The organism is Pseudomonas sp. CBZ-4, assembly GCF_000346755.1.
GTDB lineage: Bacteria > Pseudomonadota > Gammaproteobacteria > Pseudomonadales > Pseudomonadaceae > Aquipseudomonas.
On sequence record NZ_ANNV01000164.1, the window covers coordinates 115,513 to 133,085 of the forward strand.

The 17,573-nt window shown below is 62.0% G+C and carries 14 protein-coding genes; 7 read left to right on the plus strand and 7 right to left on the minus strand.

Features of this window, described 5'->3' with window-relative positions; genetic code table 11:
• Positions 1–502 precede the first annotated feature (502 nt).
• A complete protein-coding gene (locus B348_RS1000000132070) occupies positions 503–907 on the minus strand; it encodes a hypothetical protein (protein WP_017738643.1) in 405 nt (134 codons plus the stop codon).
• Between B348_RS1000000132070 and B348_RS0124355 the strand changes: the two genes are divergently transcribed.
• The gene (locus B348_RS0124355) at positions 857–2,491 is read left to right on the plus strand and encodes an autotransporter outer membrane beta-barrel domain-containing protein (protein WP_017738644.1); all 1,635 of its coding nucleotides are present in this window, start codon (positions 857–859) and stop codon (positions 2,489–2,491) included. The genes B348_RS1000000132070 and B348_RS0124355 overlap by 51 nt on opposite strands.
• Before the next feature lie 49 nt (positions 2,492–2,540).
• On the opposite strand, the gene B348_RS0124360 is transcribed toward B348_RS0124355, so the two are convergent.
• The 3 genes from B348_RS0124360 to B348_RS0124370 all read right to left on the minus strand — a co-directional run bounded on the left by B348_RS0124360 (position 2,541) and on the right by B348_RS0124370 (position 7,586).
• Complete coding sequence (locus tag B348_RS0124360; RefSeq protein WP_017738645.1) at positions 2,541–3,182, minus strand: DUF1345 domain-containing protein; 642 nt, start codon at positions 3,180–3,182, stop codon at positions 2,541–2,543.
• Positions 3,183–3,332: 150 nt separating this feature from the next.
• Positions 3,333–6,425 carry an efflux RND transporter permease subunit gene (locus B348_RS0124365; RefSeq protein ID WP_017738646.1) on the minus strand — a complete coding sequence of 1,031 codons (3,093 nt, stop codon included), beginning with the start codon at positions 6,423–6,425 and terminating at the stop codon, positions 3,333–3,335.
• 6 nt (positions 6,426–6,431) lie between these two features.
• On the minus strand, positions 6,432–7,586 hold the full coding sequence (locus B348_RS0124370) for an efflux RND transporter periplasmic adaptor subunit (RefSeq protein ID WP_017738647.1): 1,155 nt from the start codon (positions 7,584–7,586) through the stop codon (positions 6,432–6,434).
• A 290-nt stretch (positions 7,587–7,876) separates the two neighbouring features.
• Here B348_RS0124370 and B348_RS0124375 point away from each other — a divergent pair, with 290 nt between their 5' ends.
• Together B348_RS0124375 and B348_RS0124380 are read left to right on the plus strand one after the other, a co-directional pair.
• Entirely contained in the window at positions 7,877–8,578 is a 702-nt protein-coding gene (locus B348_RS0124375) for a response regulator transcription factor (RefSeq protein ID WP_017738648.1), read from the plus strand.
• A 3-nt stretch (positions 8,579–8,581) separates the two neighbouring features.
• Entirely contained in the window at positions 8,582–9,883 is a 1,302-nt protein-coding gene (locus tag B348_RS0124380) for an ATP-binding protein (protein WP_017738649.1), read from the plus strand.
• On the opposite strand, the gene B348_RS0124385 is transcribed toward B348_RS0124380, so the two are convergent.
• The 3 genes from B348_RS0124385 to B348_RS0124395 form a co-directional block, all read right to left on the minus strand.
• Entirely contained in the window at positions 9,884–10,552 is a 669-nt protein-coding gene (locus B348_RS0124385; RefSeq protein ID WP_017738650.1) for an anti-sigma factor domain-containing protein, read from the minus strand.
• A complete protein-coding gene (locus B348_RS0124390; protein ID WP_017738651.1) occupies positions 10,549–11,055 on the minus strand; it encodes a sigma-70 family RNA polymerase sigma factor in 507 nt (168 codons plus the stop codon). The genes B348_RS0124385 and B348_RS0124390 overlap by 4 nt, the downstream gene beginning before the upstream one ends.
• A gap of 66 nt (positions 11,056–11,121) precedes the next feature.
• A complete protein-coding gene (locus tag B348_RS0124395) occupies positions 11,122–11,640 on the minus strand; it encodes a DUF3455 domain-containing protein (protein ID WP_017738652.1) in 519 nt (172 codons plus the stop codon).
• A gap of 194 nt (positions 11,641–11,834) precedes the next feature.
• On the opposite strand from B348_RS0124395, the gene B348_RS0124400 reads away from it, so the two are divergent.
• The 4 genes from B348_RS0124400 (at position 11,835) to B348_RS0124415 (ending at position 17,565) form a co-directional block, all read left to right on the plus strand.
• The gene (locus B348_RS0124400; protein ID WP_017738653.1) at positions 11,835–12,620 is read left to right on the plus strand and encodes a sulfite exporter TauE/SafE family protein; all 786 of its coding nucleotides are present in this window, start codon (positions 11,835–11,837) and stop codon (positions 12,618–12,620) included.
• 860 nt (positions 12,621–13,480) lie between these two features.
• Positions 13,481–14,797, plus strand: coding sequence for a nucleotide sugar dehydrogenase (locus B348_RS0124405; RefSeq protein WP_017738654.1), 1,317 nt, complete (start codon positions 13,481–13,483; stop codon positions 14,795–14,797).
• Positions 14,798–14,880: 83 nt separating this feature from the next.
• Complete coding sequence (gene alg8 / locus B348_RS0124410) at positions 14,881–16,362, plus strand: mannuronan synthase (RefSeq protein ID WP_017738655.1); 1,482 nt, start codon at positions 14,881–14,883, stop codon at positions 16,360–16,362.
• Positions 16,363–16,398: 36 nt separating this feature from the next.
• Entirely contained in the window at positions 16,399–17,565 is a 1,167-nt protein-coding gene (locus B348_RS0124415; protein ID WP_017738656.1) for an alginate biosynthesis protein Alg44, read from the plus strand.
• Positions 17,566–17,573: the final 8 nt, after the last annotated feature.

A 17,573-nucleotide genomic window follows, 5' to 3' on the forward strand; every position in this document is an offset into this window, starting at 1 on the left:
GAGCAGCCACGCTGCTCCCTGGTTTCGTGGTGTGACAGGCGAAGTCGAATCAATATCCTCACTCACACGTTCTCCATCGACTATTAGCACTAGTGCTTAAGATTAATCCTACATAAACAGGGAACGACTCTGGGTAACTTGGCGCCGCTTGATTGGCAAGGTCCCACGCTCTTCGGTACCGGCCAATTTCTTCCTTCAAGGAATGCCAAACCCAGAGGTTCGTCCAATGTCGTCAATTTTCAATTTTAAACTCAGCCCTTTAAGTGTTGCCTTGAAGGCAAACGCAGTCTCTTTGCTGGTCCTTATGGCGGGTGTTGCTGAAGCCCGTGTGGTAACCGGCCCAAATGAAACGGTTCGCCCTGGCCCTCCGCCAGACAGCTTCGAACTGCGGTCTGGCTCCGGCCTGACGGTAGAAGGGGCAACCACCAAGCAAATTCGCGCGCAGTCTGCGACGTTGACGGTTACCGCGGGCAGCAAGACTCAAGACATCACTGCATTCGATTCAAACGTAAGTCTCAGTGGCGCCGAGGTTACCGCGCGCGCCACGCAGCCCGCAGCGGTCTTCATGAGTGGCGGTACGCTTTCCATACAAAACAGCACGCTCACTCACAGTAATGGCATCGGCTTGGTTGTTTCCCGCGGAGTCGGCGTTGATGAAGGCGCAACCGCCTCCGTATTCAATAGCCTTATCAAAGGCACTACGCGTGGCGCCAGTGTCAGTGGCAACAGCACGCTGGAACTCAACGGAGCCGAACTTGAAGGCACTGCTGTCAATGGCGTTGGCTTGTATCTGTTTGGCCAGGCCGTCGCGAACAATAGCCTGATCACAGGCGGTCAGAATGGCGTGCGGATGGATATGGACCGCAGCACCGATGTGCCCAATACGCTGGTACTCAATGGTTCGCATGTAGAGGGCAAAACCGGTGCTGCCATCCTGGTCGAAAGTTCAAAGGCCGGCGAGCTGGTTGATGCCGATATTCAGATTCGCAACGGTTCGACCCTCAAGGGCGGTAACGGCAATATCCTTGAAGTCACCGGCGGCTCCTCGGCCAACATGAACGTCGACCGGAGTTTCCTGGAGGGCGACATTGTCGCCGAAGAGGGCAGCACCGCCAAAGTACAACTTAACAACGGCTCCTGGCTGACTGGCCAGTTGAAAAACGTCGCCGAGTTGAGCGTTAACGAGGCATCCAACTGGGTATTGGTGGGCGACAGCAATGTCGAAGCCTTGAAGATGGGCGGTGGTGCCGTGCATTTTGGTGGTGCAGACGAGTTCTACCAACTGGACGTGAAGAGCCTGGAAGGCGAAGGCACCTTCGTCATGCACACCGACTTCTCCACGCACCAGACCGACTTCCTCAACGTGGAAGGCAAGGCCGAGGGCAATCACAGCCTGCTGTTGGCTGCCACCGGCTCGGAGCTGGCCCGTGGCGAACCGATCAAGGTGGTTCACACCGAAGGCGGCGACGCGCACTTCTCCCTGCTGGGCGACACCGTGGACATCGGCGCCTTTGCCTACGGCTTGCAGAAGGACGGCACCGACTGGCTGCTCGACCCGACGCGCCGTGGTGCCAGCACCAGCGCCCGTTCGGTACTGGCGTTGTTCAACAGCGCGCCGACCGTGTTGTACGGTGAGTCGTCCATCCTGCGTACTCGCATGGGTGAACTGCGCTTCAGCGAACACAAGGACAACGGCCTGTGGATGCGCAGCTACGGCAACAAGTATGAAGTGGCCGCCAACAAGAACGGCGCCGGTTATGCACAAACCCAGAAGGGCTTCACCATCGGTGCCGATGCGCCGTTGTCCGGCGGTGACGGGCAGTGGATGGCGGGTGTGATGGCCGGTCACAGCACCTCGGACCTGGACCTGAACCGTGGCAGCAAAGCCGACGTCAAGAGCTACTACCTGGGTGCCTACGCCACCTGGTTGGATGATGAAAGCGGTCTGTACTTCGATGGTGTCGCCAAGCTCAACCGCTTGCACAACAACGTCGACGTGACCATGAGCGATGGCAAGAAAGCCAAAGGCAACTATGCGCAGAACGCTGTCGGTGCCTCGGTTGAAGTGGGTCGTCATATCAAGCTGGATGACGGCTTCTTTGTCGAACCGTACTCGCAGCTGTCGGCGACCATCATCCAGGCCCAGAGCTACGACCTGGACAACGGTCTGCACGCCAAGGGTGACCGTTCGGCGTCGGTTGTCGGCAAAGTGGGCGTGACGGTGGGCAAGGACATCCAGCTGGACAGCGGCGGCGTGTTGCAGCCGTACCTGCGCACTGCGGTTGCCCATGAGTTCAACCACAGCAACCAGGTCAAGATCAACGATCAGACCTTCAACAACGACGTGTTTGGTTCGCGTGTCGAACTGGCCGCCGGTGTCGCCATGTCGGTATCGAAGAACGTCAAGCTGCATGCCGACGTCGAAACCAGCAAAGGCAAGCAGATCGACCAGCCGTGGGGTGTCAACTTCGGCGTGCGCTACGATTTCTAAGAAGCGCGGTCATTTGAAAGGGGAAGCTTCGGCTTGCCCTTTTTTTGTTTCAGCCGAACAACCCGGCGGCGATATTGATCGAGAACCCCAGAATCGCTGTATTGAACAGAAACCCGATCAACGACTGCCCCAACACCACCTTGCGCATGCCCCGCGTGGCCACACCCACATCCGAAGTCTGCACCGCCACGCCGATGGTGAACGAGAAGTACAGGAAGTCCCAGTAATTGGGCGTCGTCAGGCCCTCGGCAAAACGCAGCGCCGGTTCCTTGCCGCCCCAGGTGTAATAAAGGCGCGCGTAGTGCACGCTGAAAATCACCCCGATCAGCAACCACGAACCGATCACCGTCAACCCGGTAAAACCGTAGTGCAGCAGGCGCGCGGTGGTGGGCAGGTCCTTGCTGCCGACCAGTTCGAAGGTGATCGTCGCCAGGCTGGCGATGGCCGCGATGCACACCATGAACAGCACCAGCCCGGCGTTTTCATCTTCGATTTCGGCGATGCGTTTGACGTCGGGGGCCTTGGCGCGGATGGTCAGCCACAGCATCAGTACCAGGTAGGTCCAGACCCCGGCGTTCCAGCCGATGAGGGTTTTGCTGATGAGACCGTCGGCGGGTGCCAGGATGCCGACAGCAAGGCCCAGCACGGCGGCGGTGGAAAGGCGTGGATGCGTGCGGACGAGAAAGGGCATGAGGGCTCACAAATAACCGTGTGTGAGCAGACTGTACCCGATCCCTGTGGGAGCTGGCTTGCCTGCGATAGCATCGACTCGCTATCCCAGATGTACCGAGTCGCCTGCATCGCAGGCAAGCCAGCTCCCACACAAGCCAGCTCCCACAGGTTATCGGGTGTTCTTCCTGACCAGTTTCATGACCACCACGAAAAACACCGGCACAAACACCACCGCCAGCGTCGCGGTGATCATCCCGCCAATCACCCCCGTACCAATCCCCTGCTGGCTCGCCGAGCTGGCCCCGGTGGCAATCGCCAACGGCACCACGCCAAGGATGAACGCCAGCGAGGTCATGATGATCGGCCGCAAGCGCAGGCGTGCCGCTTTCAATGTGGCGCTGATCAGGTCTTCACCCTGGTCATACAGGTCCTTGGCAAACTCGATGATCAGGATCGCGTTCTTCGCCGACAGGCCAATGATGGTGATCAAGCCCACCTTGAAGAACACATCGTTGGGCATGCCGCGCAAGCTCACCGCCAACACCGCGCCGAGCACGCCCAGGGGCACCACCAGTAACACCGAGGTCGGGATCGACCAGCTTTCATACAACGCGGCCAGGCAGAGGAACACGATCAGCAACGACAGGCCCAACAGCAGCGGCGCCTGGGCACCGGACAAACGTTCCTGCAACGACAGCCCGGTCCATTCCTGGCCCAAACCCGCTGGCAACTGGTTGACCAGGCGCTGGATTTCATCCATCGCCTCGCCGGTGCTGTGGCCCGGTGCCGCTTCGCCGCTGATGGCGATGGCCGGGTAGCCGTTGTAGCGCGTCAACTGCGCCGGGCCCTGGGTCCACTTGGCTTCGACAAACGCCGACAGCGGCACCATCTTCCCGGCGTTGTTGCGCACATGGATCTTCATCAGATCGGCCACCTGGCTGCGCTGGTCGCCTTCTGCCTGCACCACCACCCGCTGCATGCGGCCCTGGTTGGGGAAGTCGTTGATATAGGCCGAACCAATCGCCGAGGACAGCACGTTGCCCACATCCGCGAAGGACACCCCCAGTGCGTTGGCCTGTTTGCGGTCCACCTCCAACTGCACCTGCGGCGCTTCGGCCAGGGCGCTTTCGCGCACGTTGGCGAGGATCGGGCTCTTTTCCGCCGCCGCGAGCAACTCGGTACGCGCCGCCATCAGTGCGGCATGGCCGACGCCGCCACGGTCCTGCAAGCGGAACTCAAAGCCGCTGGAGGTGCCCAGGCCGTCGACCGGCGGCGGCAGGATGGCGTAGGCAATCGCATCCTTGAGCTCGCTGAACGCGGCGTTGGCGCGGTCGGCAATCGCCATCGCCGAATCCGCGCTGCCACGCGCCGACCAATCCTTGAGCGTGGTAAACGCCAGCGCGGCGTTCTGCCCCGAACCGGAGAAGCTGAAGCCCATGATCATGGTGGTGTCGCCCACCCCCGGCTCGCCGGCGTTGTGCGCTTCGATCTGCTCGGCCACCTGCACCGTGCGGTTCTTGCTGGCGCCGGGCGGCAGCTGGATGTCGGTGATGGTGTAGCCCTGGTCTTCCACCGGCAGGAACGAGGAGGGCAGGCGCGTGAACATCCAGCCCAGGCCCACCAGCAGCACCAGGTAAATCAGCAGGTAACGGCCGCTGCGCTTGAGGGCGTAGGCCACCCAGCCTTCATAACGGTCGGTGAGCTGCTCGAAACGCCGGTTGAACCAGCCGAAGAAGCCGCCCTTGGCATGGTGCTCGCCCTTGGCAATCGGCTTGAGCAAGGTGGCGCACAGCGCTGGAGTCAAGGTCAGGGCCAGGAACGCCGAGAACAGGATCGAAGTGGCCATCGACAGCGAGAACTGCTGGTAGATCACCCCCACGGAGCCGGCCATGAACGCCATCGGCAGGAACACCGCCACCAGCACCAGGGTGATGCCGACGATGGCGCCAGTGATCTGGCCCATGGCCTTGCGCGTGGCTTCCTTGGGCGACAGGCCCTCGGTGACCATGATGCGCTCGACGTTCTCCACCACCACAATCGCGTCGTCCACCAGGATGCCGATGGCCAGCACCATGCCAAACATGGTCAGCACGTTGATCGAGAAGCCCAGCAACAGCATGGTGGCAAAGGTGCCCATCAGCGCGATCGGCACCACCAGCGTCGGGATCAGCGTGTAGCGCACGTTCTGCAGGAACAGGAACATCACCGCAAACACCAGCGCCATGGCCTCCAGCAAGGTGTAGACCACCTTGGTGATCGAGACCTTGACGAAGGGCGAGGTGTCGTACGGAATCTTGTAGTCCACGTTCGCCGGGAAGTAGCGCGACAGCTCGTCCATCTTCGCCCGCACCAGGGTCGCGGTGTTCAGCGCGTTGGCGCCGGGCGCCAACTGCACGCTGACGGCGGTGGACGGCTTGCCATTCAGGCGCGTGGAGAACTGGTATTCCTGGCTGCCGATTTCCACCCGCGCCACATCGCCGACGCGCACGGTGGAGCCGTCCGGGTTGGCCTTGAGCACGATGTCGGCGAATTCCGCCGGCGTCGACAGCTGGCCTTTGACCAGGATCGCCGCCGTGATTTCCTGGGTTTTGGTGCCCGGCAAATCACCGATGCTGCCGGCCGAGACCTGGGCGTTCTGCGCACTGATCGCCGCGTTCACATCGGCGGGCGTGAGGTTGAAGCCGATCAGCTTCTGCGGGTCGATCCAGATGCGCATCGCGCGCTCGGCGCCATACAGCTGCGCCTTGCCCACACCGTCCAGGCGCTTGAGCTCGTTCATCACGTTGCGCGCCAGGTAGTCGCTGAGCGCGACGTCATCCAGCTTGCCGTCGTTGGACGTCAGCGTGACCAGCAACAGGAAGCCGGCGGAGACCTTCTCCACCTGCAAACCTTGCTGGGTCACCGCCTGCGGCAGGCGTGGCTCGACGGCCTTGAGGCGGTTCTGCACGTCCACCTGGGCCATCTCCGGGTCGGTGCCCGGCTGGAAGGTGGCGGTGATGGTGGCCGAACCGAGGCTGCTCTGGGACTCGAAATACAGCAGGTGGTCGGCACCGTTGAGCTCCTGCTCGATCAGGCTGACCACGCTTTCATCCAGGGTCTGCGCCGACGCGCCAGGGTACACCGCATAGATTTCGACTTTCGGCGGTGCGACGTTGGGGTACTGCGCCACCGGCAACTGCGGGATGGCCAGCAGGCCGGCCAACAGGATAAACAGGGCCACCACCCAGGCGAAGATCGGGCGGTCGATAAAGAACTGCGGCATGTCGGATTATTCCTTTGCGAGCTGGCCGGAGGTGGGGCTGTTGTCCACCTCGACTTTTTCCCCGGGGCGGGCGTGTTGCAGGCCTTCGACGATGATGCGGTCGCCGGGCTTGAGGCCGTGGCTGACCACCCAGCGGTCGTCGATCACCGCGCCCAATTCCACCGGTTGCTGGCTGACGGTCTGCTCGGCGTCCAGCAGCAACACCATCGGGATACCCGCGCTGTCACGGGTAATGGCGCGTTGCGGCACGCTGATGCCTTGCCTGTCGACGGCCTGTTCCAGGCGCACCCGCACAAAACTGCCGGGCAGCAGGTCGAGGTCCGGGTTGGGGAACTCGCTGCGCAGGATGATCTGCCCGGTGCCCGGGTCGACGCTGATCTCGGCGAACAGCAACTTGCCCGGCAGCGGGTAGAGGCTGCCGTCGTCCTCGATCAGCGTGGCCTTGGCCTGGTCCTGGCCGACCTGCTTCAAGCTGCCGGCGCGAAAGGCGCGGCGCAGGTCATTCAGCTCGCGGGTGGACTGGGTCAGGTCGGCGTGGATCGGGTCCAGTTGCTGGATGATCGCCAGCGGCGTCGCCTCGTTCTGGCCCACCAGCGCGCCTTCGGTCACCAGGGCACGGCCGATACGCCCGGAAATCGGCGCGGTCACGGTGGCGTAGCCCAGGTTCAATTTGGCGCGCTCCACGGCGGCCTTGTTGGCGGCGACTTCGGCGTTGGTCTGGCGCAGTGCTGCGCGGGCGTTGTCGTAGTCCTGGCCGCTGATGGCCTTGTCGGCCACCAGTTGGCTGTAGCGCTGCTCTTGCAGGCGCGCCTGGAACGCGTTGGCCTCGGCCTTGCTCAGGTTGGCCTGGGCACTGTCGAGGTCGGCCTTGAACGGCGCTGGGTCGATGCGAAACAGCACGTCGCCCTGTTTGACGTCATGGCCCTCCTTGAACACCCGCTGCATCACCACGCCCGCCACCCGTGCCCGCACTTCGGCGATGCGCGGCGCAGCGATCCGCCCGCTCAGCTCGCTGCTGATGGACAGCGGCTTGGCCTCAAGGGTTTCGATACGCACTTTGGCCAGGGGCATCTGCGGTGCCTCGGCGGCGGACTGATCACACGCGCTCAGGGCAAGGGTCAGGGCCAGCAGGCAAAACGGCGCAAACAGATTCTTCGACATGCTCTTATCCCAATAATGACCGGTGCATCCTAAGGCCAGTGGGGCCAGGGTGCTGTGAAGCTGTGTAGGTCGTCTGTGAAGAAATGTAAGGCAAAGCCCACGCTGGGCTGCGGGCGTATATCCTTGCACAATCCTGCAAACACCAAAGATCCAATGTGGGAGCGGGCTTGCCCGCGATAGCGGTGGGTCAGCCTAGAATATTTCTGCTGATACACCGCTATCGCGGGCAAGCCCGCTCCCACATTGGATTTGTGTAAGACCCATAACTGTATTCGATGGAAACACCTTACATGCCCAACATCCTCCTGGTGGAAGACGACGCCGCACTCTCCGAGCTGATTGCCAGCTACCTGGAGCGCAATGGCTACCACGTCAGCGTGCTCAGCCGTGGCGACCACGTACGTGAACGCGCGCGCCTCAACCCGCCGGACCTGGTGATCCTCGACCTGATGCTGCCCGGCCTCGACGGCCTGCAAGTGTGCCGCCTGCTGCGCGCCGATTCGGCGGGCCTGCCGATCCTGATGCTCACTGCCCGCGACGACAGCCACGACCAGGTGCTCGGCCTGGAAATGGGCGCTGACGACTACGTGACCAAACCCTGCGAACCCCGCGTCTTGCTGGCGCGGGTGCGCACCTTGCTGCGGCGCAGCAGCCTGTCCGAACCGCAGGTGGCCAACGACCAGATCCTCATGGGCAACCTGTGCATCGACCTGTCGGAACGCACCGTGACCTGGCGCGAGCAGGTGGTGGAGCTGTCCAGCGGCGAATACAACCTGCTGGTGGTGCTGGCCCGGCACGCGGGCGAAGTGCTCAGCCGCGACCAGATCCTGCAACGCCTGCGCGGCATCGAGTTCAACGGCACCGACCGCTCGGTGGACGTGGCCATCTCCAAGCTGCGGCGCAAGTTCGACGACCACGCCGGCGAAGCGCGCAAGATCAAGACCGTGTGGGGCAAGGGCTACCTGTTCAGCCGTTCCGAGTGGGAATGCTGACCGATGTTTCGCGTACTCCTGCGGCTGTACCTGATCACCATCGTCACCTACAGCGCGGCGATCTTCCTGATTCCCAAGCTGGTGATCCAGCTCTTCGAACACCGCTACATGGACTACAACGTCGAGCAGTCCCGCGGCATGCAGAAGCTCATCGTCAAGCAGTACCTGCGGGCGCCGGTGGAGCGTTGGTCGCAGTTGACCGAACAGCTGAGCGCCGACTTTGCGCCGCTCAAGGTGCAACTGTTGCTGCGCCAGGACGCCAGCTATACCCCCGCCGAGGCGCAACGGCTGGCCGAGGGCAAGCCGGTGATCCGCCTGGGCGAGTGGGGCTGGATGGAAGACATCAGCTCGCCGATCAACGAACAGTTCGTGGTCAAGCTGACCATTCCGCCGGACCCGTTGGACATGAACCTGCTGTACTGGTCGATGAACGTGCTGATCGGCGCCGCGCTGCTGGCCTGCCTTCTGGTCTGGTTGCGCCCCCATTGGCGAGACCTGGAACGCCTGAAAAGCACCGCCGCGCAATTGGGCCGGGGCAACCTGGCGGAGCGCACGCGCATCCCCCCCAGCTCCAACATCGGCAGCCTGGCGGCGGTGTTCGACACCATGGCCGATGATGTCGAACAGCTGCTCAACCAGCAGCGCGACCTGCTCAACGCCGTGTCCCATGAACTGCGCACGCCGCTCACGCGCCTGGATTTCGGCCTGGCCCTGGCGCTGTCCGACGACTTGCCCCAGGCCAGCCGCGAACGCCTGCAAGGCCTTGTTGCGCATATCCGCGAGCTGGATGAACTGGTGTTGGAACTGCTGTCCTACAGCCGCCTGCAAAACCCGGCGCAACTGCCTGAGCGGGTCGAAGTGGTGCTCGATGAGTTTATCGACAGCGTGCTGGGCAGCGTCGATGACGAGCTGGAAAACCCCGAGATCGTCATCGATGTGGCCCTCGACTGCGCCGTCGAGCGTTTCAACCTCGACCCGCGTCTTACTGCCCGCGTGTTGCAGAACCTGCTGCGCAACGCCACGCGTTACTGCGATAAACGCATTCAGGTGGGCGTCAGGGTCGGCCCCGACGGCTGCGAGATCTGGGTGGATGACGATGGCATCGGCATCCCGCTGGACCAGCGGGAGCGCATCTTCGAACCGTTCTACCGCCTCGACCGCAGTCGCGACCGCGCCACCGGTGGATTCGGCCTGGGGTTGGCGATCAGCCGGCGCGCCATGGAAGCCCAGGGCGGCACCTTGGTCGCCCAAGCCTCGCCCTTGGGCGGCGCGCGGTTTCGCGTGTGGTTGCCCAGCGTGGCCTGATCAGAGCACCTTGACCGCGCGGCCAATCGCCTGGATCGGCCCCGTCGGTTTGCCGGTCGGCGAGCCGCGCGGGTCTTCCAGCGTCAGTTCGAACAGCTGGTTGGGCGACAGCGGCGGCAGCTTGTCCAGCGGCACCGACAGCGTCTGCCCCGGCTTGACCAGCCCCAGCGACACCGGGCCCTGCCAGCCATCGCCCTTGGTCCAGAACTGCAGGGCCTTGTCCGCCGGCACTTCCATCACCCCCAGCGGGATCAGCTGAATCTGCTGGTTGTTGCTGGCCTGGATTACCCAGCCCGGCGCCTGGTTCTGCGGGGCGACCAGCACCACCACAAAGGTCGGTTCAAGGCTCGTTGGGCGGGTCAGCAATAGCGCGGCCAGGGCCAGCGTCGCCACCAGCCCGGCGCCGGCCAAGGCGCGCCAGAGGGCCAGCAGGTCCCACCACGGGGTGCGCACGCCACTGAGGTTGCGCTCGATGCGCTGCCACAGCTGCGGTGGGGGCGTTACCGGTGCGGCCAAGGCGGTCAGGGGCAGCAGGCGCTGCTCCCAGGCGTCGACGGCCGCGCGCAGCTCGGGGTCGTGCGGGAGGCGTTGTTCCACCTCGGCGCGCTGTTCGCCGGGCAGGGTGCCCAGCACGTATTCACTGGCCAGTTCGTCCAGGGGGTTGCTCATGCCATGCACTCCCGCAGCGCGGCGAGGCTACGTTTGATCCAGGCTTTGACGGTTCCCAACGGGGTGTCCAGTTTCCGGGCGATTTCGCTGTGGGAATAACCGTCGACATAGGCGTGCAGGATGCACGAGCGACGGGCCGGGTCGAGCTGTTCCAGGCAGGTGTGGATCTGCCCGGAGTGTGTCGGGAATTCAGGGCTGGCGATGGGCTCGTGTTCGTCGCTCAACGGCACTTCGCGGTAGCTGTTGCGCATGGCATTGAGGGCCAGGTGGCGGGTCACACTGAATACCCAGCCACGGGCGGCGCCGCGCGCCGGGTCGAAACTGCCGGCGCCGCGCCAGATCTTGATAAACGCGTCATGCACGACATCTTCGGCCAGGGCCTTGTCCCGCGTGATGCGCAAGGCCACGCCGAGCAAGTGGCTGCTGTCCTGTTCGTAGAGTTGGCGCAACGCGCGCTGGTCGCCACGGGCACAGGCCAGCAGACAGGCTTCGTAATCAAACACGTATGGCTACCCCCAATGGCAGAACAACGAATTCATCTGCACCGGGGGCAGCGTAGCCGAGTTTGCTCAGTTGGCCGCCCAGAAAATGTAGTCGGCCTGGTACTTCACCACTTCCTGCTTGCCTTTGTTGGCCGTGGTGCACTCGCTGCTCGGCGCCACGCCACCCTTGAGGGCCACACGCTGGACGTAACTCACGCCGCTCATCGCGCCCTTGCCTTCGGCCGGGTTGGCCTTGACCAGTTGATACGGCAGGTTGCCCGGGCTCGACGGGGCCACGGCCAGCTGGGTGCCGGTGATCTTCGAACCGTCCTTGGCCTGCCAGGTCGCCGGTGGGCCAAAGTAGGTGCCCACTTGCTTGCCGCTGCGATCATTGAGCACCGCTTTAGGGCCGACGAAGGTCCATTCGGTCTGGCCGGCGGCGTTGGCTTTGTCGCGGCACTCGTAGGTGATTTCGCCGACACCGGTGGTTTCCATGGCGACCTTATGGCCATCCGGCACCTTGATGCTGTCGGGCAAGCCGGTCTGGGCGAAAGCGGCCGGGGCGGCGAGCAGGGCAGTCAGGCAGAGCAATGCTTTGGCGTTCATGGGTGTTTCTCCATTGAGTAGAACAGCAGGGTTGCTGCAGGTACTACCCATGGGCACGGCAAATGGATGCAGGCATCGATAAATAAATCAAAGAAAAAACAAAACGATCTAAAGTCAGATCATATTGATATAAGTCGTTATAAGAAAAATCGCTATCCTGCCGCCAGAAATTTATAAGGCCGCAGGTAGTTGTAATGGATGTGGGTAATGTTGGTTTCGTCGTTGCTGGCCTGATTGTTGGTTTTATCGTGGGCATGACCGGTGTGGGCGGGGGGTCGCTGATGACGCCGATCCTGTTGTGGTTCGGTATCAACCCGGCCACCGCCGTGGGCACTGACCTGTTGTACGCGGCGATCACCAAGTCCGGTGGCGTGCTGGTGCACAGCAAGAACAAGAACATCGACTGGACCATCACCGGTTGGCTGACCCTCGGCAGCGTGCCCGCCGTGCTGTTGACCCTGTGGTTCCTCGCCAGCCTGCACACCGACCCCAGCGCGATGAACGCGGTGATCAAGCAAGCCCTCGGCGTGGTGCTGTTGCTGACCGCCCTGGCGATCCTGTTCAAGAAACAGCTCCTGGCCTTCGCCCAGCGCCATGCCGGTGACGACTACCACATGAGCCCGCGCAACTTGAACGTGCTGACGGTGGTCACCGGCGCCATCCTGGGCACCATGGTCGCGCTGACCTCCATCGGCGCCGGCGCCCTGGGCACCGTGGCGTTGTTTATCCTCTATCCGTTCCTCGCCACGCGCCGCCTGGTCGGCACCGAGATCGCCCACGCCGTGCCGCTGACCCTGGTGGCAGGCCTGGGTCATGCAAGCATGGGCAATATGGATTGGCACTTGCTGGGCTTTCTGCTGATGGGCTCGCTGCCCGGGATCTACATCGGCAGCCATATGACCGGCAAGCTGCCGGACGGCGTGCTGCGGCCGTGCCTGGCGGTGATGTTGATGGCCATTGGTTATAAATTGGCGTTTTAACCCGATTCAACTGTGGGAGCGGGCTTGCCCGCGATAGCGGTGGTTCAGCAAACATACTTTTGACTGACCCACCGCTATCGCAGGCAAGCCAGCTCCCACATTTTTTATTGCACTCCACTGCCAGAATCGCTATTTATTTGACGTCAAAAAACATTTTGACGTACTCCTAACAATTCTTTCACTCGACATTCGTCATTTTTTTTCGTAGTGGCACCACTTTTTTCAAACACTAGTGGCACAAAACTATCCCCGCGCACCAACTCCCTATAACTACTGGCCCAAATCGCAAGTGCTATCAATATAGTACCAGTGCCATCTTTACTAATATTTCAAGAAATTTCTGGAAACAGGATGAGCGGGCTGGAACTTCGTCAAAATGGGCGGCTCATACCACCGGTAACGAAATTCTCTGTTTCTGTAGGAGATAACTTACACAGCGATCCAAGGAAGTAGCAAAGTTGCCCAACAACTTTGACTCATGGGTCACATCATCAACTGATAGTGAGTTGAGGGCAGCGATAAGGATCAATTGCTAACCCCTATAGGCCAAGGCAGCGCTTACCCAAATGTGTCGGTGATGACACCCAAGGCATTGATATTAAAGGTCTTAACGCCTCTATCAAGACCCTGCGGCACTGGCGCCGGGCCCTTCCCCCAGGAAGGCCGGCTGCATTTGAGGGCAAGCCCCAATAACAAGGCCAAGTTGCGCACAACTTGAGTGCAATAGTTAGTCACTCGTTATTCAACATGCCTGTACACGGTAAGTCGGCGTCTATTCGCCCAACTTTCGTGGCATCAGTGACGCTTGCAAACATGAACTCCGGCCAATTATTGGCATGAATATTAAAGAGGTAAATGCGATGCGCATCAGCATATTTGGTCTCGGTTACGTTGGCGCAGTCTGTGCCGGTTGCCTGTCTGCCCGCGGCCACGAAGTGGTCGGCGTAGACATCTCCAAGGACAAGATCGACCTGATCAATGCAGGCAAATCGCCGATCGTTGAACCAGGTCTGGGTGAACTGTTGAGCCAGGGTATTGCAACCGGCCGACTGCGTGGCACCACCAACTTCGCCGACGCCATTCGCGACACCGACCTGTCGATGATCTGCGTCGGTACGCCGAGCAAGAAAAACGGCGACCTGGAACTCGACTACATCGAAGCCGTGTGCCGCGAGATCGGTTTTGTCCTGCGTGACAAGGCCACCCGCCACACCGTCGTGGTGCGCAGCACCGTGCTGCCCGGCACCGTGGCCAACGTGGTGATCCCGATCCTCGAAGACTGCTCCGGCAAGAAAGCCGGCGTCGACTTCGGCGTCGCGGTCAACCCGGAATTCCTGCGTGAATCCACCGCCATCGCCGACTACGACCTGCCACCGATGACCGTCATCGGCGAATTCGACAAGGCCTCCGGCGATGTCCTGCAGTCGCTGTACGAAGAACTCGACGCGCCGATCATCCGCAAGGACATCGCCGTCGCCGAAATGATCAAGTACACCTGCAACGTGTGGCACGCCACCAAGGTCACCTTCGCCAACGAAATCGGCAACATCGCCAAGGCCGTCGGCGTCGATGGCCGTGAAGTGATGGAAGTGGTGTGCCAGGACAAGACCCTCAACCTGTCCCAGTACTACATGCGCCCAGGCTTCGCCTTTGGCGGTTCGTGCCTGCCCAAAGACGTGCGCGCCCTCACCTACCGCGCCAGCTCCCTGGACGTGGAAGCGCCGCTGCTCAACTCGCTGATGCGCAGCAACGAGTCCCAGGTGCAAAACGCCTTTGACATCGTCAACAGCCACGACAAGCGCAAAGTCGCCCTGCTGGGCCTGAGCTTCAAGGCCGGCACCGACGACCTGCGCGAAAGTCCGCTGGTGGAACTGGCAGAGATGCTGATCGGCAAGGGCTTCGACCTGAGCATCTACGACAGCAACGTCGAGTACGCCCGTGTCCACGGCGCGAACAAGGACTACATCGAAGGCAAGATCCCCCATGTGTCGTCCCTGCTCAACTCGGACTTCGATGATGTGATCAACAACTCCGACGTGATCATCCTTGGCAACCGTGACGAGAAATTCCGCGCCCTGGCGCAGAACGCCCCGCACGGCAAGCAAGTGATCGACCTGGTGGGCTTCATGTCCAAGGCCACCTGCACCACCGGCCGCACCGAAGGCATTTGCTGGTAACAGCAACGGCAAGTTCCCGGCGGCGCGCGTTTCCATCCCCAGCGCGCGCCGCCTGGAGCCTTCATCACCTTCGGATGACGCTTATGTCCAAGTTAAAACATGTACTGCTGCAATCTGCCGGCTGGCTGTTCTTTCTCAGCCTGCTGATGGGACTCGCCCTGCTGTTGCCGGCGAGTACGTTCGACTCGGAGTCGAAGAATTTTATTTTCCTGATTGGCGCCGTCGGCATCTGGCGCTACTCGATGGGTGCTACGCATTTCTTTCGCGGCATGCTGTTCCTGTACGTGGTCTACCCGCACCTGCGCCGCAAAGTGCGCAAGCTGGGCAAGGCCGCCGACCCGTCCCACGTGTTCCTGATGGTCACCAGTTTCCGTATCGATGCGCTGACCACCGCGCAGGTCTACAGCTCGGTGATCCGCGAAGCCATCGAATGCGGCTTCCCCACCACCGTGGTCTGCTCGCTGGTGGAAATGTCCGATGAGCTGCTGGTGAAAAGCCTCTGGGAACGCATGAACCCGCCCGAGCACGTCAAGCTCGACTTCGTGCGCATCGCCGGTACCGGCAAGCGCGACGGCCTGGCCTTCGGCTTCCGTGCGATCTCCCGCCACTTGCCGGATGACCGCGCCGTGGTGGCCGTGATCGATGGCGACACCGTGCTCGCCGAAGGCGTCGTGCGCAAGACCGTGCCGTGGTTCCAGCTGTTCGGCAATGTCGGCGGCCTGACCACCAACGAATTCTGCGAAGTGCGCGGCGGCTACATCATGAGCGAGTGGCACAAGCTGCGCTTCGCCCAACGCCACATCAACATGTGCTCCATGGCCCTGTCCAAGCGCGTGCTGACCATGACCGGGCGCATGTCGGTGTTCCGCGCCAGTGTGGTGACCAACCCGGACTTCATCGCCGACGTCGAAAGCGACTCGCTGCAACACTGGCGCCTGGGCCGCTTCAAGTTCCTCACCGGCGACGACAAGTCCAGCTGGTTCAGCCTGATGCGCCTCGGTTACGACACCTTCTACGTGCCCGACGCCGCGATCAACACCGTGGAACACCCGCCGGAAAAGAGCTTTATCAAGGCCAGCCGCAAACTGATGTTCCGCTGGTACGGCAACAACCTGCGCCAGAACTCCCGCGCCCTCGGTCTGGGTGTGCGTCGCCTGGGCCTGTTCACCAGCGTGGTCTTGTTCGACCAGCGCGTATCGATGTGGACCTCCCTGCTTGGCCTGACCGTGGCGATCATCGCCACCTTCAAATACGGCGGCGCCTTCATCCTCGCGTACCTGCTGTGGATCGGCATCACCCGCCTGATCCTCACCCTGTTGCTGTCGTGCTCCGGCCACACCATCGGCCCGGCGTACCCGGTGATTCTCTATTACAACCAGATCATGGGCGCGCTGGTGAAGATCTACGTGTTCTTCCGCCTTGATCAACAGTCCTGGACCCGCCAGGACACCAAACTGACCCGCGATTTGGCCAGCTTTCAACGTTGGTTCAACACCTGGTCGTCTCGGACCATGACCTTCTCCGCCGGCAGCATTTTCGTCGCCGTGTTGCTGATGATGGTCTGACCCAGCCAAGCCTGAATTAACTAGGAACTACACACCATGAATAGCCAAGCAAACGTCAACATTGTCCACGAATCCGAAGCCCAGCGCCAACATGCGCGGGTCAAAATCCCGGCCAAGCTGCGCTTCTTCGGCAATGACGGCAAACCCACCGAAGCGCGGGTGATCGACCTGTCTGCCGGTGGCCTGGCGTTCACCGCCACCCAGCCGCTGAACGTCGGTGAAGTGCACAAGGGCCGCCTGCAATTCGTGATCGACAACCTTGGCCTGGCGATGGACGTGGAGCTGCAGATCCGCTCCCACGACCGCCAGAGCGGCCGCACCGGTTGCCAGTTCCAGAACCTGGAGCAGCAGGATATTTCCACCCTGCGCCACCTGATCACCTCGCACTTGTCCGGTGACATTGTGTCGATGGGCGAGGTGCTCGCCACCCTGCAACGCGACAACTTCACCAAGGCGCGCAAGGTCAAGGACAGCGGCAGCGGCATGACCGCCTTCGGTCGCCTGCGTGCCGTGGTGTTCAGCGCCGGCATCTTCATCGTCGGCCTCGCCGCCTTCGGCTTCGTCTTCAAGTCGGTGTACGGCATGTACTTCGTCAGCCACGCCCAGGCCGGCCTGGTCAGCGTGCCCGGCATGAACGTGACCATGCCCCGCGACGGCACCGTGCAAAGCCTGCTCAAAGGTGACGGGGTTGCCGCCAAAGGCGCGCCGCTGGCGACCTTCAGCACCAGCATGCTGGATGTGCTCAAGGGCCACCTGGACGAAGACCAACTGCAACCGGCCAAGGTTGAAGAGCTATTCGGCAAGCAAATGACCGGCACCCTGACCTCGCCGTGCGACTGCGTAGTCGCCCAGCAAATGGTCGCCGATGGCCAATACGCCAACAAAGGCGACGTGATCTTCCAACTGGTGCCACGTGGCAGCCAGGCCAATGTGGAAGCGCGCTTCACCTATCGCCAGTTCGCCGACGTGCGTCCAGGCACCCAGGTGAGCTTCCAGGTCGCCGACGAAGAACAGACCCGCACCGGCACCATCGTCAGCAGCACCAGCCTGAACAGCGCCGACCTGTCCTCCGACATCCGCGTACAGATCAAGCCTGACGCGCCGCTGGACAGCACCTACGCCGGCCGCCCGGTGGAAGTGACCAGCGACCGTGGCCCGTCGCTGAACTGGCTGATCGACAAAGCCATGGCCAACGGTCTGTAAGCAGAGGA

What these genes read in the sequence shown, in the direction of transcription:
- B348_RS0124355 (WP_017738644.1), top strand. Translation starts at nt 857, where the DNA reads ATGGACCGCAGCACCGATGTGCCCAATACGCTGGTACTCAATGGTTCG.
- B348_RS1000000132070 (WP_017738643.1), bottom strand. Translation starts at nt 907, where the DNA reads ATGCGAACCATTGAGTACCAGCGTATTGGGCACATCGGTGCTGCGGTC.
- B348_RS0124360 (WP_017738645.1), bottom strand. Translation starts at nt 3,182, where the DNA reads ATGCCCTTTCTCGTCCGCACGCATCCACGCCTTTCCACCGCCGCCGTG.
- B348_RS0124365 (WP_017738646.1), bottom strand. Translation starts at nt 6,425, where the DNA reads ATGCCGCAGTTCTTTATCGACCGCCCGATCTTCGCCTGGGTGGTGGCC.
- B348_RS0124370 (WP_017738647.1), bottom strand. Translation starts at nt 7,586, where the DNA reads ATGTCGAAGAATCTGTTTGCGCCGTTTTGCCTGCTGGCCCTGACCCTT.
- B348_RS0124375 (WP_017738648.1), top strand. Translation starts at nt 7,877, where the DNA reads ATGCCCAACATCCTCCTGGTGGAAGACGACGCCGCACTCTCCGAGCTG.
- B348_RS0124380 (WP_017738649.1), top strand. Translation starts at nt 8,582, where the DNA reads ATGTTTCGCGTACTCCTGCGGCTGTACCTGATCACCATCGTCACCTAC.
- B348_RS0124385 (WP_017738650.1), bottom strand. Translation starts at nt 10,552, where the DNA reads ATGAGCAACCCCCTGGACGAACTGGCCAGTGAATACGTGCTGGGCACC.
- B348_RS0124395 (WP_017738652.1), bottom strand. Translation starts at nt 11,640, where the DNA reads ATGAACGCCAAAGCATTGCTCTGCCTGACTGCCCTGCTCGCCGCCCCG.
- B348_RS0124400 (WP_017738653.1), top strand. Translation starts at nt 11,835, where the DNA reads ATGGATGTGGGTAATGTTGGTTTCGTCGTTGCTGGCCTGATTGTTGGT.
- B348_RS0124405 (WP_017738654.1), top strand. Translation starts at nt 13,481, where the DNA reads ATGCGCATCAGCATATTTGGTCTCGGTTACGTTGGCGCAGTCTGTGCC.
- alg8 (WP_017738655.1), top strand. Translation starts at nt 14,881, where the DNA reads ATGTCCAAGTTAAAACATGTACTGCTGCAATCTGCCGGCTGGCTGTTC.
- B348_RS0124415 (WP_017738656.1), top strand. Translation starts at nt 16,399, where the DNA reads ATGAATAGCCAAGCAAACGTCAACATTGTCCACGAATCCGAAGCCCAG.